Raw genomic sequence first — 22,114 nt, 5'->3', positions numbered from 1 at the left:
CGCCGACCGGGACCGTGGACCGTCGAACGGGTCAGGCGTTGATCGTCTCGGGCCGCTGGTCGGGGGTGTTCGCCCCGGCGTCGGACTCCATCGCCACGCCCTTGCGCTTGCTCCACACCACCGCGGCGACGATGATCAGCGCCGCCACCACGGCGACCGCCACCCGCAGCGGGGTGTTGGCGTCCTCGCCGACGTTCCAGGCCACCACGGCCGGCGCGATCAGCAGCGAGACCAGGTTCATCACCTTGATCAGCGGGTTGATCGCCGGGCCGGCGGTGTCCTTGAACGGGTCACCGACGGTGTCACCGATGACCGTGGCGGAGTGCGACTCGGAGCCCTTGCCGCCGTACGCGCCGTCCTCGACCAGCTTCTTCGCGTTGTCCCAGGCGCCACCGGAGTTGGCCAGGAAGACCGCCATCAGCGTGCCGGCCCCGATCGCCCCGGCCAGGTACGACGCCAGCGCGCCGGGCCCGAGGCCGAAGCCGACCGCGATCGGCGCCATGATCGCCAGCAGGCCGGGGGTCATCAGCTCGCGCTGCGCGTCCCGGGTGCAGATGTCGACGACCTTGCCGTACTCCGGGCGCTGGGTCCGGTCCATGATCCCGGGCAGCTCGCGGAACTGCCGGCGGACCTCCATCACCACAGCGCCCGCCGAACGGGAGACCGCGTTGATGGCGAGGCCGGAGAAGAGGAAGACCACGGCGGCACCGATGATCAGGCCGACCAGGTTGCGCGGGTTCGCCACGTTCAGCAGGTCCGCGATGGCGGCCTCAACGTTCGGCACCTTCGCGTCGCCGTACGCGGTGGTCAGCGTGTCGGTGTACGAGCCGAACAGCGCGGTCGCGGCCAGCACCGCGGTGGCGATCGCGATGCCCTTGGTGATCGCCTTGGTGGTGTTGCCGACCGCGTCCAGCTCGGTGAGCGTCCGCGCGCCGTGCTCGTCGATGTCGCCGGACATCTCCGCGACGCCCTGGGCGTTGTCGGAGATCGGCCCGAAGGTGTCCATCGCGACGATCACGCCGACGGTGGTGAGCAGGCCGGTGCCGGCCAGCGCCACCGCGAACAGCGACAGCGTGATGGAGCTGCCGCCGAGCAGGAACGCGCCGAAGACGCCGGCGCCGATCAGCAGCGCCGAGTAGACCGCCGACTCCAGGCCGACACTGATGCCGGCGAGGATGACGGTGGCCGCGCCGGTCTGCGAGCTCTTGCCGATGTCCTGCACCGGGCGCTTGTTGGTCTCGGTGAAGTAGCCGGTCAGCGCCTGGATCGCGGCGGCCAGCACGATGCCGATCACCACCGCGCCGATGGCCACCAGCCGCGGGTTGCGGTCGACGCCGGTCAGCCCGCCCTCCAGCTCGGCGAAGGTCGCCGGCAGGTACGCGAACGCGGCGACCGCCACCAGCACCGCCGAGATCAGCGCGGAGACGTAGAAGGCCCGGTTGATCGCGGTCAGGCCGTTGCGGTCACTGGCCCGAAGCCGGGTGATGAAGACGCCGACGATGGCGACCAGCACGCCGATGGTGGAGATCACCAGCGGGAAGACCAGGCCGTCCACGCCGAACGCGGCCCGGCCCAGGATCAGCGCGGCGACCAGGGTGACCGCGTACGACTCGAACAGGTCGGCGGCCATGCCGGCGCAGTCACCGACGTTGTCGCCCACGTTGTCGGCGATGGTGGCGGCGTTGCGCGGGTCGTCCTCGGGGATGCCCTGCTCGACCTTGCCGACCAGGTCGGCGCCGACGTCGGCGGCCTTGGTGAAGATGCCGCCGCCGACCCGCATGAACATGGCGAGCAGCGCGGCGCCGAAGCCGAAGCCCTCAAGCACGGTCGGGGCGTCGCCGCGGAAGAGCAGCACCACCAGCGCCGCCCCGAACAGGCCCAGGCCGACGGTGAGGAAGCCGACCACGCCGCCGGTGCGGAAGGCGATCCGCATGGCGGCCTCGCGGCCACCCTGGCGTTCCCGGGCCGCCGCGGCGACCCGCAGGTTGGCGCGGGTGGCCAGCCACATGCCGGCGCCGCCGATGAACGCGCTGAACAGGGCGCCCACCACGAAGAAGGCGGACCGGCCGATCTTCACCGCGATCTCGCTGCCGTCGGTGTCGTGCACCGGCAGCAGGAAGAGCAGTACGACGGCGATGACCACGAAGATGGCCAGGGTCCGGAACTGCCGGAGCAGGTACGCCGACGCGCCCTCCTGCACCGCCCCGGAGATCTCCTGCATGTTGGTGGTGCCCTTACCGGCTGCCAGCACGGCCTTGGTCAAGGCGGCGGCGAAGACGAGCGCCACCAGCGCGATGACCGCGGCGATGACGACGTACGTCACGTTGGCTCCGGTAAGGGACAGTGCGCCGCCGTCGGCGGCCAAGGTCCCGGACATCTATGTCCTCCTGATACCGAACACTCGCGCCGACTCGTGGAGACGCACGGGCCGACGCCTGGATGCGGACTCGCAAGCGCGCGCCAACCCACCCCGGCGGACCAGCGATGAACACCCGTTCCCGCTGGCTGCGGGACGGGTCACTTGCTGACAACCCGGGTACTGTAGCCCTCCGCAGTGTCAGAGGTCACACGCAGGGCCCACCGTGTCCCGATGATCTTCGTCGCTGTGTTATGAGGAAAAATCTGATATAGAGGGCCACCAACACGACAAGGCCACGCCCCCTGCTCGGGACGTGGCCTGTGGGCCTTGACGACAGCTAGCGGATCAACGGCCGACCGGCCAGACCATCCGGACCTCGGTGCCGACGCCCTCCACCACCGGGCGCACCTGGAGATCCTCGACGAAACCGGCGAGCAGGGCGAAGCCCACCCCGGTGGTCAGGTCGTCCTCGTTCAACGACTCGTTGGCCAGCTGGTCGGCGTCCAGCGCGGCCAGGCCGATGCTCGCCTCGATCGGCGCCCGGTCGATCACCCGGACCGTGTACGAGCCGGCGTCGTCCATCTCCACCAGCACCGGGTCGGGCACGTCGTACTGCCGGTGCAGGGCGACCGCGCGGGTGCACGCCTCACCGATGGCCAGCCGGACCTCGTCCAGCAGGTCCTCGCGTACGCCGGCGCGGCGGGCCACCGCCACCCCGACGAGCCGGGCGGTACGCACGTGCACCGGCGCCGGCGAGAAGGAGAGTCGGACCGTCGCCATCACGCGCCCGAGCCGGTCGAATCGGCGCCGACCGCCGCGTCGACCGTCGGGTGCAGCGGGAAGACCTGGTCCAGGGCGGTGATCCGGAAGATCTTGAGCAGCGGCTCCTTGTCGCAGACCAGGGCGAAGGTTCCCCCGGCGGTACGCAGGCGCTTGAGCGCGCCGACCAGCACGCCGAGACCGGTCGAGTCGAGGAAGTCCACCCGGCCCAGGTCGACGACGACCTTCCGGGCCCCACCGTCGATCAACTCCAGGAGCCGTTCGCGCAGGCGGGGGGCGGTGTAGACGTCCACCTCACCGCCGACCTCGAGCACCGTGTGCTCCCCCACGGTGCGGGTCGCCAGCGACAGCTCCATCGGTCTCCTCCCTCGCAAGAGCCGTAAACTCTCCTGGGCATCTAACCATCCCGGGTGGGACGAGCCCGAAGGTCACCGGCCGAGCCAACCCCTTACCCCGGGCCCCGGGGTTTCATCCCGAACACCAGCGCGAGAGTGCAGGACGTGAACCTCGACAGCTTCAGCGCGGCGCGGCTGCCGCCGCGCAGCGCCCAGAAGCCGTCGTCAGCCGCAGGTCGGAGCCCGCAGAGCGCGCCGGCCGACCTGCTGCGCCGGCTGCGCGCCCGGTCCACCGCCGACCCGGTCACCCACGTCGAGCGGGTGCCCGCCCGGGCCGGGGTCACCGCGCCCTGGCCGGCCTGGACCCCCGACGAGCTGCGCGCGGCGCTCGACCGGCGCGGCGTCGTCACGCCGTGGCGGCACCAGGCCGAGGCCGCCGAGCTCGCGTACGCCGGGCGGCACGTGGTGGTCGCCACCGGGACGGCGTCCGGCAAGTCGCTGGCCTACCAGCTCCCGGCGCTGGCCACCCTGCTCGCCGACCCCCGGGCCACCGTGCTCTACCTGGCGCCGACCAAGGCGCTCGCCGCCGACCAGCTGCGGGCCGTCGCCGCGCTGGAACTCGACGGGGTACGCCCCGCCACCTACGACGGGGACACCCCGCGCGCCGAGCGGGAGTGGATCCGGCGGCACTCCCGGTTCGTGCTGACCAACCCGGACATGCTGCACCACGGCATCCTGCCCGGGCACGCCCAGTGGTCCGGCTTCCTGCGCCGGCTGACCCACGTGGTCGTCGACGAGTGCCACACCTACCGGGGCGTGTTCGGCTCGCACGTCGCGCACGTGCTGCGCCGGCTGCGGCGGCAGTGCGCGAAGTACGGTCGGGCCGGCGGGCCGACCTTCGTGCTCGCCTCGGCCACCTCCGGGGACCCGGCCACCGCGGCCGGCCGCCTCACCGGGCTGCCGGTCACCGCCGTCACCGAGGACACCTCGCCGCGCGGCGGGGTGACCTTCGCGCTCTGGGAGCCGCCGCTGCTGCCCGCCGCCGACTCCTCGTCCCCGGAGGCCGACCTTCTCCAGGTGCGGCGGTCGGCGCTGCGGGAGACCGCCGACCTGCTCGCCGACACGGTCGCCGAGGGGGTACGCACCCTCGCCTTCGTCCGGTCCCGCAAGGGCGCCGAGGTGGTGGCGGCCTCGGCCCGGCGGGCGCTGGACGAGGCGGTGCCCGGGCTCGGCGAGCGGGTGGCCGCCTACCGGGCCGGCTACCTGCGCGAGGAGCGGCGCGAGTTGGAACGCGCCCTGCTCCACGGCGACCTGCTCGGGCTCGCCTCGACCAACGCGCTGGAACTCGGCGTCGACCTGGTCGGCCTGGACGCCGTGCTGATCTGCGGCTGGCCGGGCACCCGGGCGTCGCTGTGGCAGCAGGCCGGCCGGGCCGGCCGCTCCGGGGACGAGGCGCTCGCCGTGCTGGTCGCCCGGGACGACCCCCTCGACACCTACCTCGTGCACCACCCGGAGGCGCTGTTCGGCCGGCCCGTCGAGGCGACCGTGCTCGACCCGGCCAACCCGTACGTGCTCGGCCCGCAGCTGGCCTGCGCCGCCGCCGAGGCCCCGCTCACCCCCGCCGACCTGGAACTCTTCGGCGACGGGGCGAAGGAGGCGGTGGACGCGCTGGTCGAGTCCGGCGCCCTGCGGCAGCGGCCGACCGGCTGGTACTGGCGGCACCGCGAGCGCCCCGAGGTGGACCTGCGCGGCGAGGGCGGCGCGCCGGTCTGCGTGGTGGAGGCGTCGACCGGGCGGCTGCTCGGCACCGTCGACGGCGGCTCGTCGCACTTCCTGCTGCACACCGGCGCCGTCTACCTGCACCAGGGCGTCTCGTACGTGGTCGACTCGCTCGACCTCGCCGACGGGTGCGCGCTGGTGCACGCCGAGGAGCCGGACTGGTCCACCCACGCCCGGGACGTCACCTCGCTGTCGGTGGTGTCGGTGCGCTCGTACACCGACGCCGGGCCGGTCGGACTCTTCCTCGGCGAGGTGGACGTGACCAGCCAGGTGGTGTCGTACCAGCGGCGGCGCATCGCCTCCGGCGAGGTGATCGACACCCGCCCGCTGGACCTGCCGGCCCGGGAGCTGCGGACGGTGGCGGTCTGGTTCACCGTCTCACCGGAGTCGCTGGCCTCGGCCGGCGTGGAGGCGGCCGACATCCCGGGCGCGCTGCACGCCGCCGAGCACGCCGCGATCGGGTTGCTGCCGCTGATGGCGACCTGCGACCGGTGGGACATCGGCGGGCTCTCCACGGCGGTGCACCCGGACACCGAGGCGCCCACCGTCTTCGTCTACGACGGGCACCCGGGCGGGGCGGGGTTCGCCGAGCGGGCGTACCGGACGGCGGCGGCCTGGCTGCGGGCCACCCGGGACGCGATCGCCGAGTGCGGCTGCGAGACGGGGTGCCCGTCCTGCGTCCAGTCCCCGAAGTGCGGCAACGGCAACAATCCGCTCTCCAAGGCGGACGCCGTCCGCGTCCTCGACGTCGTCCTGACCAACCTCCCGGACGCTCCGCCCACCGCCGACCTCCCCCGCCAGGGCCCCCACCCCGCCCGGACCTCCGCCCTCTCCGTTGATCATGAAGTTAGCGGCACTGGAGAGCGGGCGGGGTCAAGGGGTGAGTGCAATCGTTAGGCGGTGATGAGGTGAGCCAGACGCTGGGCTGGGGTGTTCCAGTCCAGCGTCTGTCGGGGGCGGGTGTTGAGTTCGTGGGCGACCTCGTCCAAGCCGTTCTGGTCGATGGTGCGGAAGTCGTAGCTGCTCTTGGGGAAGTACTGGCGTAGCAGCCCGTTGGTGTTTTCGTTGGTGCCGCGTTGCCAGGGGCTGTGGGGGTCGCAGAAGTAGACCGGGCAGCCGGTGGCGACGGTGAACACGGGGTGGGTGGCCATTTCCACGCCTTGGTCCCAGGTCAGCGACCGGCGCAGGTGCGTGGGCATGCGGGTGGCCAGGTTGGTGAGCACACCGATGACGGCTTCGCTGTCGCGGCCGTGGGGTAGGGCGCCGAGCATCACGTAACGGGTGGCTCGTTCCACCAGGGTCACGATCGCTGAGGCGCCGGCCTTGCCGATGACCAGGTCACCTTCCCAGTGCCCGGGCACCGCCCGGTCGGTGACCTCCGCGGGCCGGGTGCTGATGTGCAGGTCTGCGATCCAGGGCCGCCGACGGCGAGCGGCGCCCGCGGCACGTGACTGCGGACGCCGCTGGGTGCGTCCCGACCGTAGCGCTACCTGCCGGGTCAACTCGGCCCTCAGATTGCCTCGCGACTGCACGTAGATCGCCTGGTAGATCGTCTCGTGGGACACCTGCAACTCCGGCCGGTCGGCGAACGTGGTCCGCAACCACGCGGCGATCTGCTTCGGAGACCACCTACGGGCCAGTTTCCCCGCCACCACCTGCCGCAGCCGCGTACCGACCGCCAGCTTCGCCCTCGCCGGCCGCCGCCTGGCCGCGTCAGCCCGCCGCTGCGCCCACTGCGCCTGATAACCCCACCGATACGGGCGGCGCCCCCGCCCATGCGGCAGTGACCGCCCCAGCGGGTTCTTCGTCCCGTGCCGCGCACTGTTGTTCCGCGCCACCTCCCGCGACACCGTGCACACCGGCACCCCGAGAACCCCCGCGATCTGCGAGATCGTCCGACCAACCCCCCACAGATGCTCCAACACCTGCCGATGCCCGAACGTCAACACACCCGGCCTCGCCACCAGCACCTCCAGCCCAACCAAGATCAGTTGCACTGAAGCCTAGAAACCGCCGCGCTTTCCACGCCGCTGACTTCATGATCAACGCGCCGGTGGCGGGTGGGCGGGGTTCGGGGATCGTGCATGAGATCGGGTGCGGGTGGGCATTGAGACATGGGAGCGCTTCCATGCGTGGTCGGCCGCCAGCGGTGCCGGCCGTGCCCGCCCAGCTCGCCGTACCTTCGCCGCAGGAGGAGCCGTGGCCGACACCATCGCCGAGACCGTCGACCTGCTCTACACGATCGACCAGGAGAGACTCACCCCCGACCAGCTGATCGCGTACGGCGCGGCGCTGGCCTCCCTCGCCCAGGCGGAGCGGCTGGCCCAGATCGACGAGCGCCTGCGCGGCATCCACCAGGTGCTGAACGCCTGGGCGATGAAGGCGACCATGGAGGGCGGACGCTGACGGGCCGGTTGTGCGAGACTCCGGCCCACCCTTCCTAGGAGATCAGATGCAGCTCGACGCCTTGCAGCAGCAGCGCCAGTTCCACATCCGCCAGCGGATCCGGATGATGGTGAACCAGTACGAGGTCCACTCCGTCGCCCCGGACGGCTCGGAGGGCGGGCTGCTGGCCTTCGCCCAGCAGAAGCGCCTGGCCTTCAAGGAGCAGGTGACCATCTACACCGACGACTCGAAGCAGCACCCGCTGCTCGGGTTCAAGGCCCGCCAGCGGCTCGACCTCGGTGCCACCTACGACGTGACGGACCACGCGGGCAACCCGATCGGGCTGTTCCGCAAGGACTTCGCCCAGTCCCTGCTCCGCTCGACCTGGCACGTGGAGCAGCCGGGCCTGCCGCAGGTGACCGGGCAGGAGCGGAGCATGCCGGTGGCCCTGCTGCGGCGCTTCGTCGACTCGCTGTCCTGGCTGCCGTACCACTTCGACTTCACCGCGAACGGCCAGCCGGTCTTCTCGGTGATCAAGAAGTGGGGCCTGCGCGACCGGTACGTGGTGGAGATCCACCAGCCGCAGGTCGACCGTCGCCTGGTGATCGCCATGGCGATCGGGCTGGACGCCCTCCAGGGCCGCTGACCCACCCGGGTTCAGCCGCGGATCGGACCGGCACGGGAGGTCACCGTGGCCTTCCGTACCAGCCCGGGCAGGACGGTCACCGTGATCTCGACGGTGACCAGCACGTCGAGCCCGTCGAGCCGGCAGGCGACCGGACGACCACCGTTGGCGCGGACGATGGCGCCGGCCGCGGCGCAGGCCGGGTCCGGTCCCTGGACCGCCCGGCCCGCTCCGGCGAGCGCGCCCAGGTCGGCCGCGACCCGGGCCTGCTGCCGGGCCACCCGGGCGGCGCCCACCGCCGCGCCGAAGAGTCCGAACACGACGAGGACCAGCCCGACGGCGAGCAGGTAGACGGTGGCGCTGCCCCGGTCTCCGCCGGTCCCGTCGCCGGCGCCGGGAACCGCCGGACGCTCGGGAAACGCGGCAGGAACACGGCCGGCGCAGGCCCTCCGGGCGGCACCGGGCCTCCTCGTCGGCGCCGGTGGCGTCGGCTCCGCCGTCGTAGCCATCGCCGCCGGCGTGGCGGGATCTCCGGCCCTCCCTGGTGGGCGGTTCACGGCCCAGCCGCCGGGAGGCCGGGCTCGACGGCGGCGACGGCGGTGCCGACCACGGTGAGCCGCGGCAGCCGGGTGCCGAGCGCCCGGACCGGCGCGCGAACCGTGACGGTGACCCGGTCCCCGTCGACCGCGACCCGGATGTCGGCCCCGCCCGGTGCGGTTGCGACAGCCGCGTCCGCGCCCTGATCGCCCCGGGCGGCGGCCAGCGCCGCCGCCCGGGCCGCGTCCAGGCAACCCGCCCGGGTGATGACCGCGTCCACCGCCGTCACCCCGGCGAGCAGCAGCAGGGTGAGCGCCGGCAGGCCGGCCGCCAGTTCGGCCGTGAACGAGCCCCGGTCCCGGCCGGCCCACCGGCGCCGGCTCACTTCAGCGCCCGGTCGATGACGGCGGTCAACGCGGACTGCACGTTGCCCGAGGTCAGCACCTTGAGCAGGATGCCGGCGAAGGCCACCGCGGCGAGCGTTCCGACGGCGTACTCGGCGGTGTTCATCCCGGCGTCCCCGCGCAGGCGGGACAGGATTCTGCGCATTGCACGTTCCTCTCTCCTCGGTTGTCAGAGCACGTCGCCGAGAACGGCGACGATCACCGGCACCAGGCCGGCGAGAATGAAGGCCGGCAGGAAGCAGAGCCCCAGCGGCAACACGATCAGCACGCCGGCGCGGCGGGCCGAAGCCTCGGCGGCGGTCGCCCGATCGGCCCGCAGGTCGTCGGCGAGCCGGGTGAGGGCACCGGCCAGGGCGGCCCCGCTGCTCGACGACCGCACCGCCGCGGTGACCAGGCGGTCCGCGCCGGGCACCGGCGTCAGGTGCGCCCAGGCCTCCTCCGGCCCACCACCGAGCAGCAGGGTGCGGCCCACCCGGCCGAGGCGGTCGGCCAGCGGACCGCCGAGGGCGTCCGCGACCGCGAGCACCGAGTGGTCGACGGGGGCACCGGCCCGCAGCGCGGCCGCCAGGAGATCGGCGGCGAGCGGAAGGTCGGCCACCTCGCGGAGCCGGCGGTCCCGGACGGCTCGCGGTTCGACGCGCCGGAGCAGGCGATCGGCGGCCGTCGCGGTGAGGACGGCGCCGAACAGCCCCACCCAGCCACCGACCACGACCAGCACCGCCAGGCCGGCCAACGCGGCGCCGAGCCGGATCACGTCCACTCGGGCCGCCCGCCGACCCAGCCCGGCGGCCGGCCGGGCCAGGCCGGCCACTCGGAGCCGGTGGGCCGCCCGGCGCACCGGAGACTGCCACCGGGGCACGAGCAGGGCGGCGGCCAGCAGGCAACCGGCGGCCAACGGCACCCGGCTCATCAGCTCTCCCCCGCCGGCGCCGCCCCGAGCCGCTCCGCCCAGAGCAGGCCGGCGATCTGGAGAACGATCGCGGTGATCGCGCAGCCGCCCCCGACCGGGGTGTGCAGCAGCACCGCGACCGGATCGACGCCGATGCCGTACCCGAGGCCGATGCCACCGAGCGGCAGGGCCGCCAGCAACCAGGCGGTGGCCCGGGCGCCCGCTGCCTGGGCAGCCGCGGCGGCAAGCCCCCGGTCGGTGGCACGGGCGTCCGCCTCGATCCGTTCCACCAGCTCGGCCAGGGGCGCACCGGTCCGGTCGGCGAGCCGCATCGCGGCCTGCGCCAACCGCGCCAGCCGGTCCGCTCCGCCCGGGTGTGTCGTCGGCGCCCCGGGTCGGGTCGGCGCGACGTCGGCGAGTCCCTCGGCCGCCACCGGCACCGGCAGTCCCGCGCGCAGGTCGGCGGCGAGCGCGCAGAGCTGGTCCAGCCGGCGACGGCGGGCCAGCACGGCGTGCCGGACGGTGCGCCGCCGCCGGACCGAGCGGACACCGAGCGCCCCGTAGCCGGCCACCGCGACCGTGGCGACCGGACCGCCCACCAGCGCCCCTACCGTCGCCCCGGCCAGAACCGTCAGGAGCGTGACCCGCCGGGGAGTGAGCCGGGACGGGCGGATGGCGGTGGGCGACGTCGAGCCGCGACTCGCCAGCCCGCCGGCCCGATCGGGGCCGGCATCCGGACGGCGGGGGTCGTGCCGCCCGGGTGGACCGCCGGTCGCCGCCCGTCCCCCCGGCCGCCAGGGACCGTGGGCACGACGGCCCACCAGGTGCCCGGCCGAGCCGCGGGTCCCGGTGGACCCGGGAGTCCCCCCTGGGCCAGGCCTCCCGGTCGACACCGGCGGCCCGGTCGAGACAGAGGTTCCCTGCGAAAAGGGCACCCCGGGCGGCCGAGGGGCGGCCGGTCCGGTGGACTCCCACGCGGCCACGTCACCGGCCCGGTCGGCCCCGATCGGGAGGGCGGAACCGTGGCCCGCACGGTGACCGCCACCGGCCCGGTCATGCGCCTCCCGGCCTGCGGGTGACGGAGTGCCGTCACCATCGGCCGCCGCGGCGCGGCCCGCCCCCAGCACTCCCGCGTCGAGCACCGTGCGCCGGCGGGCCCGGCTGGTACGCACCGGCCAGGCCACCGCCACCGCTGCCGCACCCAGCAGGAGGGCCACCGCCCAGAGCGCCGGGTTCACGCCCGGCCCGCCGATCCCGGCCAGGTCGAGCAGAGCAGCGGAGGCACGGCGACCCCACGCTCGTGCAGCAGCGCCGCCAACGCGCGGCCGGCCAGCCCGAGCCCGCGCCCACGGGTCCAGGCGGGTACGGCGGTGACCAGCCGGTCCGGCCCCTCGGGCAGCAGCAGGCAGACCGACTCCAGGACCCGCCCGTTCCCGCCCCGACGAACCTGGAGCACCACCTGGAGGGCCGCGGCGACCTGAGCGTGCAGCGCCGCCCGGGGCAGGCCACCGAGCAGGCCCAGCGCCTCCAACCGGGCCGGTACGTCCGTCGGCGCGTTCGCGTGCAGCGTCCCCGCCCCTCCGTCGTGGCCGGTGTTCAGGGCGGCGAGCAGGTCGACCACCTCGGCGCCCCGGCACTCCCCCACCACCAGTCGGTCCGGTCGCATCCGCAGCGCCTGCCGGACCAGGTCGCCGAGGCCGACCGCGCCGGTGCCCTCGACGTTGGACGTACGGGCCTGTAGCCCCACCACGTGCGGATGCACCGGTCGCAGCTCGGCGGCGTCCTCCACGAGCACGATCCGCTCGGTCGACGGCACCATCCCGAGCAGCGTGTTGAGCAGGGTGGTCTTGCCCGACCCGGTGCCCCCGGTGACCAGGTACGCGAGCCGGGCCGCCACGATCGCCGCGAGCACCGGGGCCACGGGACGCGGCACGGTGCCGTGGCGTACCAGCTCGTCGAGGGTGAACGGCCGCTGCCGGAAGGTGCGCAGGGAAAGGTAGGGCCCGTCGGTCGCCACCGGCGGCAGGACCGCGTGCAGCCGGGTGCCGTCGGCGAGCCGGGCGTCGACGTACGGCGAGCCGTCGTCCAGCCGCCGGCCGGCGCTCGCGGCGAGTCGCTGGGCCAGCCGCCGGACGTCGTCCGGTCCGCCGAGCGGTACGGCCACCTGGTGCAACCCGTTCCCTCGGTCCACCCAGACCCGGACCGCGTTGACCAGCACGTCGGTGACGTCCGGGTCGGCCAGCAGCGGGGCGAGCGGGCCGGCGCCGACGAGGTCGTCGTGCACCCGGTCGGCCATCCGCAGCACGGTGGTGTCGCCGAGGACGGCGGCCGTGGGATCGGCGCGTACGGCGGTGACGACCGACGCGGGAGTGACCGGGGTGTCCGCCGCGGCGAAGCGCCGCCGGACCCGGGCGGCGAGTTCCTCGGCGGCGGGCCGGTCGGTCATGCCGCACCCGCGCCGGTGGCGCCGGTCAGTTCCTCGACCAGCCGCTGGCAGAGCGCGGCGAGCGGGCCGCGGCCGGCCGCTGCGGGGGCCTCGCCCCGTTCCAGCCCGCGACACAGTCCCGGCTCGGGGCGGAGCGTCCCGGCCAGCGGCAGGCCGAGCGCGCGAGCGACCTCGGTGGCCTTCAGTCGACCGGGGGCCGGGCCGCGCACGATGGCGGCCAGGTCGGCGCAGTGCGGTGCCGCCGCGGCGGCGACCCGGGCGGCCGCCGCCGTGGCCCGCAGCTCGGCCGGGACGACGAGGAAGACCCGCTCGGCGGCCTGGAGGGCGATCACCGCGGCGTCGTCGAGCTGCCGGGGCAGGTCGATCACCACGAAGTCCCGGCCCCGGCGGGCGGCGTCCACGGTGGCGGCCATCGCCTGGGCGGGCAGGTTGAGCAGGTCGCCCCGGTCCCAGGAGAGCACCACGAGGTCGCCTCGGCTCGGCAGGGCGCGGACCAGCGCGGGGGCGTCGACCCGACCGTCGGCGTCGGTGAGCGATGGCCACCGCAGGCCCTCCAGCTGCTCCCAGCCGAGCACCAGGTCGAGCCCGCCGCCGAGCGGATCGGCGTCGACCAGCAGGGTGCGCAGCCGGGCCCGGGCGGCCGTGACGGCCAGTCCACCGGCGAGCACGCTGGCCCCGGCTCCGCCCCGCCCGCCGAGCACCGCGACGATCCGTGCCGGGCCGGCGCCACCGCGATCCGGGGTGCACTCGGCGAACCGGTCGACCAGCCAGGGCTCGGCGGCGGGCAGCGTCGCGACGTGCTCGGCGCCGATCAGCTCGGCGATCTCCCAGCGGGGGTCGAGCTGCCCCGCGCGGCCGACCAGGACCGTCCCGGGTCGGTGGGGCAGTCTGGCGCGCAGGCAGGCCTGCGCCTGGTCGCTGCCGACGAGCACCAGGGGTGCGGGCAGCCAGCGGGCCCGGGCGGCCGCGGGGTCGGCGGCGAGTTCCACCTCGGCGCCTCCCGCGGCGGCGAGGCGGAGCAGTTCGTCGAGCAGGTCGCCGTCGGAGGTCACCAGCAACGGCAGTCGCGGGCGGGCGGGGAAGGTACGGGGTGGCATCGTGGCCTCCAGCGGTCGGGCTCGGGTGCTGGACCAGACCCTGCCTCCGGGCCGACGGTCCGCACGACGCCCCGACGGTCACCTGTGGACAACCGGCGCCGCTGTGGACGACGCCCCGCCGCCCGGGTGGATCTGCTAAGGAGGGGACTGCGGGTGATCGCCGGTCCGAATTGTTGCGGGAAGATAACCGCACCCGCGGTGAGCAGCCATTCCGTACCGAATTCATGATCCATTCGGATTTCTCGGCGTAATCAGCGATCGGCGTCGACTATTCGTTACGTGCCCGGCTCGACCGTCGACAGGTCGGTCTGACCTGCACGCCGGTCGGCTCCACCCAGGGCCGCGGGGGCCGGAAACAGTTGACAAACGTTCGCGTTGTTTTTGCCCTCCGGAACCATTGACGTCCGGCAACGACCGCCCCGGATAATCGTTCCCCGGTGCCGCGTGGGGCGGCACCGGGGACGCCGAAAGCGGGGCCATGGCCGACGCACCGGAAGTCAAGCCCGGACACGGATCTCCGTCGCGAGCGGACGGACGTACGCCGGGAGCTGCTCCTTCGTGGACGCCCCGACGGCGTGGCGCCGAGGAGTCGTCACAGCGGGGCTGGACCACGTCGGGCCCGATCGCGGAGCGCGAGGGTGGCCGGGCGGAGTCCCGGACCGTCTTCGTCCTGACCCTGGTGGGGGTCGGCGCGCTCGCCGTGGTGCTGCTGGCCCTCCAGCCGTTCTTCGCCTCACCGCGCCGGGCGGGGCTGCCACCACCCCAGGCCGGCGAGGTGATCGGCGTCGCGGGCACGCCGACCCCGGCGGTCGCCGCGCCCAGCCGGACCTTCTCGCCGGCGCCGGTGTCGCTCTCGACCCGGATGGCCTCGCCGACCCACCGCCCCTCACCGAGGGCGAAGCCGAGGCCGACCGCCACCCCGACGCCCCGGCCGACCGCACGACCGAGCACCGCGCCGGCCAGCAGCGCCCCGCCACCACCGCCTCCGCCGACCACCCAGCCACCGACGCCGGGGCCGGGCGAGCTCTCGCCGTTGCCCCCGTCCCAGGAGCCGAGCCTGCGGTCCAGCGGCGGCGGCCCGGAGACCTTCGTCGACTTCGTCAACGCCCGGTCCCAGCCGGTGGTGGTCTACTGGCTCGACTACGACGGCCGACGGCAGCCCTACGCGTCGCTGCAACCCGGGGAGTCGCACCGCCAGCAGACCTATGTCGGGCACCCGTGGGTGGTGACCGACGCCGGGGGCGTCGGCCTCGCCTGCTTCCTGCCCGCCCCGGAGATCGCCCGTGCCGTCGCCCGCTGAACCGCCCGGAAAGGGACGACCCCCGTCGGGGGGGTGACGGGGGTCGTCGGCGGTTCGGCTCCGGGGGGGTTGAGCCGAACCACTCAGCGGTCACGGGGGGTGCAACCGCCGAGGGTCTGTCCGGGGTACGAGACGTGAACACTCGTCGTGATGACAAGCATGCCGCAGCAACGTGCACACGTCGAGTGCCGCCGGCCCTACTCACCGCCGAATTTTGATGACATTGTGTGTGAGCGCCGTCACTTTGGGCGCGGCGACGGCGGCGGGCCCGGGAATCTCCCAACTCCCTGGCCCCGGGCACCCGCCAACCCTGCGTGATCGGGCTAGACTTTCGCGCCGTGGGCCGAAGTGCCGCTTTCTTCGATCTGGACAAGACCGTCATCGCCAAGTCGAGTGCCTTGGCGTTCGGCCGTCCGTTCTACCGTGACGGCCTGATCACCCGACGGGACGTGGTCAAGTCGGCGTACGCGCAGCTGATGTTCCGGTTGGGCGGCACCGACGAGCAGACCATGGCCCGGACCCGGGACTACCTCGCCACGCTCTGCAAGGGGTGGCAGGTGGAACAGGTCCGCCAGATCGTCGCGGAGACGCTGCACGAGTTGATCAACCCCTACGTGTACGCCGAGGCCGCCGCCCTGATCGAGGAGCACCAGGCGGCCGGGCGGGACGTCGTGCTGGTCTCCGCCTCCGGCGAGGAGATGGTCCGGCCGATCGGCGCGCTGCTCGGCGTGACCGACGTGATCGCCACCCGGATGACGGTCGAGGACGGCCGGTACAGCGGGGAGGTCGAGTTCTACGCCGCCGGCCCGAGCAAGGTCGACGCGGTGAGCGAGCTGGCCACCGAGCGCGGGTACGACCTGACCGACTGCTACGCGTACTCCGACTCGTACAGCGACCGGCCGCTGCTGGAGTGCGTGGGCCACCCCACCGTGGTCAACCCGGACCGGGCGCTGCGCAAGCTGGCCGCGGAGAACACCTGGCCGGTGCTGGAGTTCCGGCACCCCATCCCGCTGGGCCGCCGGCTGCGGGAACGCCCCGCCGTGCCGGTCGCCGCCGCGGCGCTCGGCGTTGGGGTCGGGGTGGCCATCGGCATCGCCTGGTACGGCCGGCACCGCCGCACCCGCACCGCCGTCACCGCCGCCTGACCAGCACCGCGTCGCACCGGCGCGGGAACCCGGGAGACCCCGGTTGGCGCCATTCGGCTGCGGCGCACGGCCACGACGGGTCCATCGGACCGTGAATCGCGCCTCGCCGCGACGGCCGCCCCTGGAACCGGCCCGAGTGCCGCGACCCGACCCTTGTCCACCGCAGCACCGCCCACGTCGCCGCAACCCGGTCCGCGACCCGTCCTGACGTCATCCTCGACCCCTCTTGAGCGAGTGCTCAATCGCCGCTACCCTCCGAGTTGAGCGGGTGCTCAACACGGGGAGGCGGAGATGGGCGACACGGACGAACGGCCACGGCGTACCAGGGCGAACTGGGTGCTGGCCGGCATGATCGCGGCCTGCGGGCTGGCCCTCTTCGTGATCACGGTCAGCCAGGGGCACGCCGACAGCGCGCTGCTCTTCGTGGCGCTGCCGGTGCTGCTGGCCGTGGCTCTCGCCCTCACCCCCGGTCGTACGGCGCACGGCCGGGTCTTCTCGGTGACCACGATCGCCCTGCTCCTGGCCGCGGTCGCACTGCACGAGGGCGCGGTCTGCGTCATCCTGGCGGCCCCGCTGGTGTACGCGGTGGCCCACGGCACCACGGCGGTGGTCGAAGCCTTCCACCGCTCCGGGCGCTCGTACGCGATCCTGGTCGTGCCGCTGCTGCTCCTGCCCGGGCTGGAGGGCAGCGGCCTCGCACCCCGGTTCGACCCGGAGCAGTCGGTCGAGGTGGTGCGGGTGGTGGCTCTCCCCGCCGACCAGGTCGCCGCCCGGCTGGCCGGCGGCCCCCACCCGGTCGGCGTCCGGTCGGTGCCGTTGCGGCTGCTCGGCGTCCCCACCCCGGGGCAGGTCGCCGGGGACGGGCTCGACCCGGGTGACCGCTGGATGTTCGGCTACCACGGCAGCTCCCACGGCCCGGGCGGACACCTGCTCGCCGAGGTGGCCACCCACGAGCCCGGGCACCTGGCCTTCCGCTTCGTCGAGGACACCTCGATCACCGGACGCTGGCTCGCCTTCGAGCACGCCGACCTGCGCTGGCGGCCGGTCGACCCGGGTCACACCGAGGTACGCGTCCGGGTCGACTTCCTACGCGGGCTCGACCCCTCCTGGTACTTCGGTCCGCTCCAGGACGTCCTGCTCGGCGCGGGCGTCGGCCACCTGCTGGACATGCTGGCCCTGCGATGATCCTGGCCCGGCACCTGAGCCTGGCGCTGCCCCTGCTGGCGGTGCTGGCCGCCGCCCGGGTCGAGCGCTCCCGGGACGCCCGGGCCGCCGCGCTGCTCGCCTTCGTGGCCGCCGGGATCGGCGTGGCCGCGCTCGACGGGCTGGCCCGGACGGCCGGCTGGTGGGGCTTCGCGCCGGTGGCCGGCACCTTCCGCGGGCTGCCGGTGGACCTGTGGATCGGCTGGTCGGCGCTCTGGGGCCCACTTCCCGTGCTGCTCCGCCGACACGTTCCCCTGCCCCTCGCCCTGGTCCTGCTGCTCTGGCTGGACACGGTGACGATGCCGGCGCTGTCGCCGCTGGTCCGGCTCGGCCCGTACTGGCCGGTGGGTGAGCTGCTCGGCCTGCTCGCCGTGGCGGCGCCGGCGCAACTGGTCGGGCGGTGGAGCGCCGACCGCCGTCACCTGGCCCTGCGGAGCCTGCTCCAGCTGGGGCTCTTCGCCGCGTTGCTGCTGTGGTTCGTGCCCACCGTCGCGTTCGAGTTCGGCGACGGCTCCTGGGACCACCTGACCGGCCTGCCCGCCTCCCGGCTGCTGGTGCTCGGCCAGCTCGCGCTGCTGGCCGCCACGCCGGCCCTGGCAGCGGTGCGGGAGTTCGCGGTACGCGGCGGCGGCACCCCCTACCCGTGGGATCCGCCGCCGCGCCTGGTCACCACCGGGCCGTACGCCTATCTGGCCAACCCGATGCAGGTCAGCGCCGTGGCGCTGATCCTGCTGACCGCCGCGGCGACCCGCAGCCTGACCCTGCTGGGGGTGGCCGCCGCGACCGTCGCCTTCGGCGCCGGGGTGGCCGGGCCGCACGAGGAGGACGACCTGGCCCGGCGGCACGGCGGACCGTGGCGGGACCACCGGCGCCGGGTCCGCGACTGGTGGCCCCGCCGCCGGCCGTACGCGGCCGGGCCGCCCGCCGTCCTCTGGCTGGACGAGGACTGCGGTCCCTGCGCCGCGACCGGCCGTTTCCTGGCGCACCGGGCTCCAGTGAACCTGACCATCCTGGCCGCCGCCGCGCACCCCCGGGTGCTGTGGCGGGCCGAGTACGCGGGCGGCGACGGTCACACGGATCGGGGGGTGGCCGCCGTCGCCCGCGCTCTCGAGCATCTGCACCTCGGCTGGGCCCTGCTGGGCTGGACGCTGCGGCTGCCCGGGGTCACCTGGTTCGCGCAGCTGGTGACCGATGCGATGATCGCAGCGCCGCACCCGGCGAACCCGCGAGGAGAACGATGTCCGACACCAAGCAGCGCCTCCTCGACGGCACCATCACGGCGATCCGGCAGCACGGCATCGCCGGGATCTCGGCCCGCACCATCGCCGCCGCCGCAGGGGTGAACCAGGCGCTGGTCTTCTACCACTTCGGCACGGTGGACGACCTGTTGACGGCGGCCTGCCGGGCCAGCACCGCCGAACGGGTCGAGCACTGGTCGCGCCGCCTCGCCGGGGTGGGTACGCTGCGCGAACTGCTCGAGGTCGGGCGGACCCTGCACGAGGAGGAGCGGCACCTGGGCAACGTCTCCTTCCTCGCCCAGATGCTGGCCGGCGCGCAGACCGAGGAACGGTTGGCCGCCCCGACGGCCGGTGCGCTGCAACTCTGGGTGGACGAGATCGAGTCGGTGCTGCGGCGGTTGCTGGCCGGTTCCCCGTTCGCCGAGGTGGCCGACGTGCCCGGCCTGGCCCGGGCGGTCTCGGCGGCGTTCGTCGGGTTGGAGCTCTACGACGGGGTGGACCGGGCCGGCGCCGAACGGGCGATGGCCGCGTTGGACCAGCTCGCGGTACTCATCGAGATTGTGGACGATCTCGGGCCGATCGCCCGGCGGGCGGTGCAGGCCAAGGTCAACCGGGCGGCCCGCCGGGACTGAGCCGGCCGCGCCGAACCGTCAGGAGGCGGCGAGCAGGTCGTCGCCGATCGCGGTGAGCTGGTCGGCGCCCACCTCCACCGCGGTCAGATAGTGCCGGAGCCAGGACCGCAGCCCGTCCGGGGTGCCGGTGGCGAAGGCGCCGGCCGCGCCGACGTACTCCGGCTCCCGCTCGCGGTGCCCGACGTCCACCGCCACCAGGCCGCGCGGGTCGACACCGCGGGACATCAGCACCAGCCGCGCCGCACCCCGGGCCACCACGCCGGACGGGCCGGCGAACGGGCGCAGGTTGAGCAGCTCGCCGTGCACCACCGCGGCCAGCACCAGCGGCGAGACCTTCGTCCCTCCGGCGACCAGCCCGGCCAGGCCGTCCAGCCGGACCGCGACCACCGGGTCGGCCACCGGCCGCCCCAGCTCCTCGGAGGGTACGACGTCCCGCGCGGCGAGCACGTGCAGCTTGGCCAGCGCCTGCCGGGGCGCCTTCGGCCAGAGCTCCACCAGCTGGGGCAGCGCGCCGGCCACCCGCAGGGCGCCCTGGAGCACCGGTTCGGTGACCGTGCCGGCGCGGACCGCCTCGCGCTCGTGGGCGTACCCCTCGAGGGCGGCGCTGGCCACCGCGGACCGGAGGCTGACCTCGGCGGCGACCTGGCCGCCCTGGCGGCGCAGGGCGCGGTGCCGCATGGCCTGGTCGACGTGGTCGCGGGCCCGCTCGACGGCGGGCGCGATGTCGGCGAGCTCCAGCAGCGGGGCGAGCGGATCGGTGGTCACCCCGCAACGCTAGCGACCCACGCGCCGCTCCCACCGCCGGACCCCGGCTTGCATCTCGGCGCGTGCGGCGGGCCGCTGGGCGCGGAGGCGGGGGGCGAGCTGTCGCGGGGGCAGTGCGCCGGGGATAACCTCAGCCGGGTAGGAGACGCAGGTCACGCGACGGAGGAGTCACCGCATGAGCGAGGCATTGGCCAACTTGCTGAACGAGACGCGGCAGTTCCCGCCCCCGGCCGAACTCGCGGCGAACGCCAACGTGACCGCCGGCGCGTACGACGAGGCGGCCGGGGACCGGCTGGCCTTCTGGGAGCGTCAGGCAGACCGGCTGGCCTGGGCGCAGAAGTGGGACCAGGTGCTCGACTGGTCGAACGCGCCGTTCGCGAAGTGGTTCGTCGGTGGGCAGCTCAACGTGGCGTACAACTGCCTGGACCGGCACGTGGAGGCGGGCCGGGGCGACAAGGTGGCGATCCACTGGGAGGGCGAGCCGGGCGACACCCGCACCCTCACCTACGCCGACCTGCACGAGCTGACCTGCCGGGCGGCGAACGCGCTGACCGACCTGGGCGTGGTCGCCGGTGACCGGGTGGCCATCTACCTGCCGATGATCCCTGAGGCGGCGGTGGCGATGCTGGCCTGCGCCCGGATCGGCGCGACGCACAGCGTGGTCTTCGGCGGTTTCTCCGCCGACGCGCTGACCAACCGGATCCAGGACGCCAGCGCCAAGGTGGTGATCACCGCGGACGGTGGCTACCGGCGGGGCAAGCCGTCGGCGTTGAAGCCGACCGTCGACGAGGCGGTGGCGAACTGCCCGACGATCGAGCACGTGCTGGTGGTCCGTCGCACCGGTGAGGACGTCGCCTGGTCGGCGAAGGACCACTGGTGGCACGAGACGGTGGAGAGCGCCTCGGCGGAGCACGCCGCGCAGCCGTTCGACGCCGAGCACCCGCTGTTCATCCTCTACACCAGCGGCACCACCGCCCGGCCGAAGGGCATCCTGCACACCACGGGTGGCTACCTGACCCAGGCGGCGTACACCGCGCACGCGGTCTTCGACCTGAAGCCGGAGAGCGACGTCTACTGGTGCACCGCCGACATCGGCTGGGTGACCGGCCACTCCTACATCGTGTACGGCCCGCTGGCCAACGGCGCCACCCAGGTCATGTACGAGGGCACCCCGGACACCCCGCACAAGGGTCGGTTCTGGGAGATCGTCGACAAGTACCGGGTGACCATCCTCTACACCGCGCCGACGCTGATCCGCACCATGATGAAGTGGGGCGAGGACATCCCGGCCGGCTTCGACATGTCGTCGCTGCGCCTGCTGGGCAGCGTCGGCGAGCCGATCAACCCCGAGGCGTGGATGTGGTACAGGCAGCACGTCGGCCGGGGTGAGCTGCCCATCGTGGACACCTGGTGGCAGACCGAGACCGGGGCGATCATGATCTCGCCGCTGCCCGGGGTCACCGAGACCAAGCCCGGTTCGGCGATGACCCCGCTGCCCGGTGTGGTGGCCGACGTGGTCGACGACCAGGGCCGGTCGGTGCCGAACGGCGGGGGCGGCTACCTGGTGCTGCGGGAGCCGTGGCCGTCGATGCTGCGCACGGTGTGGGGCGACGACAACCGGTTCCTGGAGACGTACTGGTCGCGGTTCGGGGCGGGCGCCGGCAACACCGGCGGCGACCAGTGGATCTACTTCGCCGGGGACGGCGCGAAGAAGGACGACGACGGGCACATCTGGCTGCTCGGCCGGGTCGACGACGTGATGCTGGTGTCCGGCCACAACATCTCCACCACCGAGGTGGAGTCGGCGCTGGTCTCCCATCCGTCGGTGGCCGAGGCGGCCGTGGTCGGCGCGACCGACCCGACCACCGGGCAGGCGATCGTCGCGTTCGCCATCCCGCGTGGCACCGCCGACATCTCCGGCGAGGCCGGTGAGCAGCTCATCGCCGAGCTGCGCAACCACGTGGCGAAGACGCTCGGCCCGATCGCCAAGCCGCGGCAGATCATGCTGGTGCCGGAGCTGCCGAAGACCCGCTCCGGCAAGATCATGCGCCGGTTGCTGCGGGACGTGGCGGAGAACCGGTCGCTGGGCGACGTGACCACGCTCCAGGACTCCTCGGTGATGGAGCTGATCTCCTCCGGCATGCAGGGCGGCAAGGCCGAGGACTGATCGGCGTACGCGGACGACGATGGGCGGG

At 74.1% G+C, this 22,114-nt stretch carries 21 protein-coding genes; 9 read left to right on the top strand and 12 right to left on the bottom strand.

Features of this window, described 5'->3' with window-relative positions; translation table 11 throughout:
* Window positions 1-31: 31 nt before the first annotated feature.
* From GA0074704_RS05030 to GA0074704_RS05020, 3 genes are all read right to left on the bottom strand, one after another.
* On the bottom strand, window positions 32-2,377 hold the full coding sequence (locus GA0074704_RS05030; RefSeq protein WP_088969412.1) for a sodium-translocating pyrophosphatase: 2,346 nt from the start codon (window positions 2,375-2,377) through the stop codon (window positions 32-34).
* A gap of 327 nt (window positions 2,378-2,704) precedes the next feature.
* Window positions 2,705-3,142, bottom strand: a complete 438-nt coding sequence (locus tag GA0074704_RS05025; RefSeq protein WP_088969411.1) for an ATP-binding protein — start codon at window positions 3,140-3,142, stop codon at window positions 2,705-2,707.
* Window positions 3,139-3,495, bottom strand: a complete 357-nt coding sequence (locus GA0074704_RS05020) for an STAS domain-containing protein (protein ID WP_088969410.1) — start codon at window positions 3,493-3,495, stop codon at window positions 3,139-3,141. Before GA0074704_RS05020 ends, GA0074704_RS05025 begins: the two co-directional genes overlap by 4 nt.
* A gap of 174 nt (window positions 3,496-3,669) precedes the next feature.
* Between GA0074704_RS05020 and GA0074704_RS05015 the strand changes: the two genes are divergently transcribed.
* Complete coding sequence (locus tag GA0074704_RS05015; protein ID WP_231926878.1) at window positions 3,670-6,150, top strand: DEAD/DEAH box helicase; 2,481 nt, start codon at window positions 3,670-3,672, stop codon at window positions 6,148-6,150.
* Here GA0074704_RS05015 and GA0074704_RS05010 read toward each other — a convergent pair.
* On the bottom strand, window positions 6,147-7,250 hold the full coding sequence (locus GA0074704_RS05010) for an IS30 family transposase (protein WP_088968606.1): 1,104 nt from the start codon (window positions 7,248-7,250) through the stop codon (window positions 6,147-6,149). The genes GA0074704_RS05015 and GA0074704_RS05010 overlap by 4 nt on opposite strands.
* A 202-nt stretch (window positions 7,251-7,452) precedes the next feature.
* Here GA0074704_RS05010 and GA0074704_RS05005 point away from each other — a divergent pair, with 202 nt between their 5' ends.
* Window positions 7,453-7,659 (top strand): hypothetical protein, encoded by a 207-nt coding sequence (locus GA0074704_RS05005; RefSeq protein WP_088969409.1) that lies wholly within the window; start codon window positions 7,453-7,455, stop codon window positions 7,657-7,659.
* 46 nt (window positions 7,660-7,705) lie between these two features.
* Window positions 7,706-8,284 carry an LURP-one-related/scramblase family protein gene (locus GA0074704_RS05000; protein ID WP_088969408.1) on the top strand — a complete coding sequence of 193 codons (579 nt, stop codon included), beginning with the start codon at window positions 7,706-7,708 and terminating at the stop codon, window positions 8,282-8,284.
* Window positions 8,285-8,295: 11 nt separating this feature from the next.
* Here GA0074704_RS05000 and GA0074704_RS04995 read toward each other — a convergent pair whose 3' ends face one another.
* The 7 genes from GA0074704_RS04995 to ssd all read right to left on the bottom strand — a co-directional run bounded on the left by GA0074704_RS04995 (window position 8,296) and on the right by ssd (window position 13,591).
* Window positions 8,296-8,772: an Rv3654c family TadE-like protein gene (locus tag GA0074704_RS04995; protein ID WP_088969407.1), complete on the bottom strand. Its 477-nt coding sequence runs from the start codon at window positions 8,770-8,772 to the stop codon at window positions 8,296-8,298.
* Window positions 8,773-8,816: 44 nt separating this feature from the next.
* A complete protein-coding gene (locus GA0074704_RS04990) occupies window positions 8,817-9,185 on the bottom strand; it encodes a TadE family type IV pilus minor pilin (protein ID WP_088969406.1) in 369 nt (122 codons plus the stop codon).
* Window positions 9,182-9,349, bottom strand: coding sequence for a DUF4244 domain-containing protein (locus GA0074704_RS04985; RefSeq protein WP_088969405.1), 168 nt, complete (start codon window positions 9,347-9,349; stop codon window positions 9,182-9,184). The genes GA0074704_RS04990 and GA0074704_RS04985 overlap by 4 nt, the downstream gene beginning before the upstream one ends.
* Before the next feature lie 24 nt (window positions 9,350-9,373).
* The gene (locus tag GA0074704_RS04980; RefSeq protein WP_088969404.1) at window positions 9,374-10,114 is read right to left on the bottom strand and encodes a type II secretion system F family protein; all 741 of its coding nucleotides are present in this window, start codon (window positions 10,112-10,114) and stop codon (window positions 9,374-9,376) included.
* Window positions 10,114-11,100, bottom strand: coding sequence for a type II secretion system F family protein (locus GA0074704_RS04975; RefSeq protein WP_377472298.1), 987 nt, complete (start codon window positions 11,098-11,100; stop codon window positions 10,114-10,116). The genes GA0074704_RS04980 and GA0074704_RS04975 overlap by 1 nt, the downstream gene beginning before the upstream one ends.
* Window positions 11,101-11,327: 227 nt before the next feature.
* A complete protein-coding gene (locus GA0074704_RS04970; RefSeq protein WP_088969403.1) occupies window positions 11,328-12,539 on the bottom strand; it encodes a TadA family conjugal transfer-associated ATPase in 1,212 nt (403 codons plus the stop codon).
* Window positions 12,536-13,591, bottom strand: a complete 1,056-nt coding sequence (gene ssd, locus GA0074704_RS04965; protein ID WP_197697635.1) for a septum site-determining protein Ssd — start codon at window positions 13,589-13,591, stop codon at window positions 12,536-12,538. Before ssd ends, GA0074704_RS04970 begins: the two co-directional genes overlap by 4 nt.
* 523 nt (window positions 13,592-14,114) lie before the next feature.
* On the opposite strand from ssd, the gene GA0074704_RS29320 reads away from it, so the two are divergent.
* The 5 genes from GA0074704_RS29320 (at window position 14,115) to GA0074704_RS04940 (ending at window position 19,154) form a co-directional block, all read left to right on the top strand.
* Window positions 14,115-14,936 carry a VHL beta domain-containing protein gene (locus GA0074704_RS29320; RefSeq protein ID WP_231926759.1) on the top strand — a complete coding sequence of 274 codons (822 nt, stop codon included), beginning with the start codon at window positions 14,115-14,117 and terminating at the stop codon, window positions 14,934-14,936.
* A 338-nt stretch (window positions 14,937-15,274) separates the two neighbouring features.
* Window positions 15,275-16,081, top strand: a complete 807-nt coding sequence (locus GA0074704_RS04955) for an HAD family hydrolase (RefSeq protein ID WP_088969401.1) — start codon at window positions 15,275-15,277, stop codon at window positions 16,079-16,081.
* A 291-nt stretch (window positions 16,082-16,372) separates the two neighbouring features.
* Window positions 16,373-17,266, top strand: coding sequence for a hypothetical protein (locus GA0074704_RS04950; RefSeq protein WP_088969400.1), 894 nt, complete (start codon window positions 16,373-16,375; stop codon window positions 17,264-17,266).
* Window positions 17,263-18,627, top strand: a complete 1,365-nt coding sequence (locus GA0074704_RS04945) for a methyltransferase (protein ID WP_088969399.1) — start codon at window positions 17,263-17,265, stop codon at window positions 18,625-18,627. Before GA0074704_RS04950 ends, GA0074704_RS04945 begins: the two co-directional genes overlap by 4 nt.
* On the top strand, window positions 18,522-19,154 hold the full coding sequence (locus GA0074704_RS04940) for a TetR/AcrR family transcriptional regulator (protein ID WP_088969398.1): 633 nt from the start codon (window positions 18,522-18,524) through the stop codon (window positions 19,152-19,154). The genes GA0074704_RS04945 and GA0074704_RS04940 overlap by 106 nt, the downstream gene beginning before the upstream one ends.
* 18 nt (window positions 19,155-19,172) lie before the next feature.
* On the opposite strand, the gene GA0074704_RS04935 is transcribed toward GA0074704_RS04940, so the two are convergent.
* A complete protein-coding gene (locus GA0074704_RS04935; protein WP_088969397.1) occupies window positions 19,173-19,919 on the bottom strand; it encodes a Fic family protein in 747 nt (248 codons plus the stop codon).
* Between the two features lie 175 nt (window positions 19,920-20,094).
* Here GA0074704_RS04935 and acs point away from each other — a divergent pair, with 175 nt between their 5' ends.
* A complete protein-coding gene (acs, locus tag GA0074704_RS04930) occupies window positions 20,095-22,086 on the top strand; it encodes an acetate--CoA ligase (protein ID WP_088969396.1) in 1,992 nt (663 codons plus the stop codon).
* Window positions 22,087-22,114 lie beyond the last annotated feature (28 nt).

Origin of the sequence: Micromonospora siamensis (assembly GCF_900090305.1) — a bacterium.
Lineage (GTDB): Bacteria > Actinomycetota > Actinomycetes > Mycobacteriales > Micromonosporaceae > Micromonospora > Micromonospora siamensis.
Note: the sequence above shows the minus strand (reverse complement) of the source record. Positions and strands in the feature narration are given on the sequence as shown.

Excerpts from the sequence above, each read along its gene's own strand:
- GA0074704_RS05030 (WP_088969412.1), bottom strand. The coding sequence starts at position 2,377 with ATGTCCGGGACCTTGGCCGCCGACGGCGGCGCACTGTCCCTTACCGGA.
- GA0074704_RS05020 (WP_088969410.1), bottom strand. The coding sequence starts at position 3,495 with ATGGAGCTGTCGCTGGCGACCCGCACCGTGGGGGAGCACACGGTGCTC.
- GA0074704_RS05000 (WP_088969408.1), top strand. The coding sequence starts at position 7,706 with ATGCAGCTCGACGCCTTGCAGCAGCAGCGCCAGTTCCACATCCGCCAG.
- GA0074704_RS04995 (WP_088969407.1), bottom strand. The coding sequence starts at position 8,772 with ATGGCTACGACGGCGGAGCCGACGCCACCGGCGCCGACGAGGAGGCCC.
- GA0074704_RS04985 (WP_088969405.1), bottom strand. The coding sequence starts at position 9,349 with ATGCGCAGAATCCTGTCCCGCCTGCGCGGGGACGCCGGGATGAACACC.
- GA0074704_RS04980 (WP_088969404.1), bottom strand. The coding sequence starts at position 10,114 with ATGAGCCGGGTGCCGTTGGCCGCCGGTTGCCTGCTGGCCGCCGCCCTG.
- GA0074704_RS04970 (WP_088969403.1), bottom strand. The coding sequence starts at position 12,539 with ATGACCGACCGGCCCGCCGCCGAGGAACTCGCCGCCCGGGTCCGGCGG.
- GA0074704_RS29320 (WP_231926759.1), top strand. The coding sequence starts at position 14,115 with ATGGCCGACGCACCGGAAGTCAAGCCCGGACACGGATCTCCGTCGCGA.
- GA0074704_RS04950 (WP_088969400.1), top strand. The coding sequence starts at position 16,373 with ATGGGCGACACGGACGAACGGCCACGGCGTACCAGGGCGAACTGGGTG.
- GA0074704_RS04945 (WP_088969399.1), top strand. The coding sequence starts at position 17,263 with ATGATCCTGGCCCGGCACCTGAGCCTGGCGCTGCCCCTGCTGGCGGTG.
- GA0074704_RS04940 (WP_088969398.1), top strand. The coding sequence starts at position 18,522 with ATGTCCGACACCAAGCAGCGCCTCCTCGACGGCACCATCACGGCGATC.
- acs (WP_088969396.1), top strand. The coding sequence starts at position 20,095 with ATGAGCGAGGCATTGGCCAACTTGCTGAACGAGACGCGGCAGTTCCCG.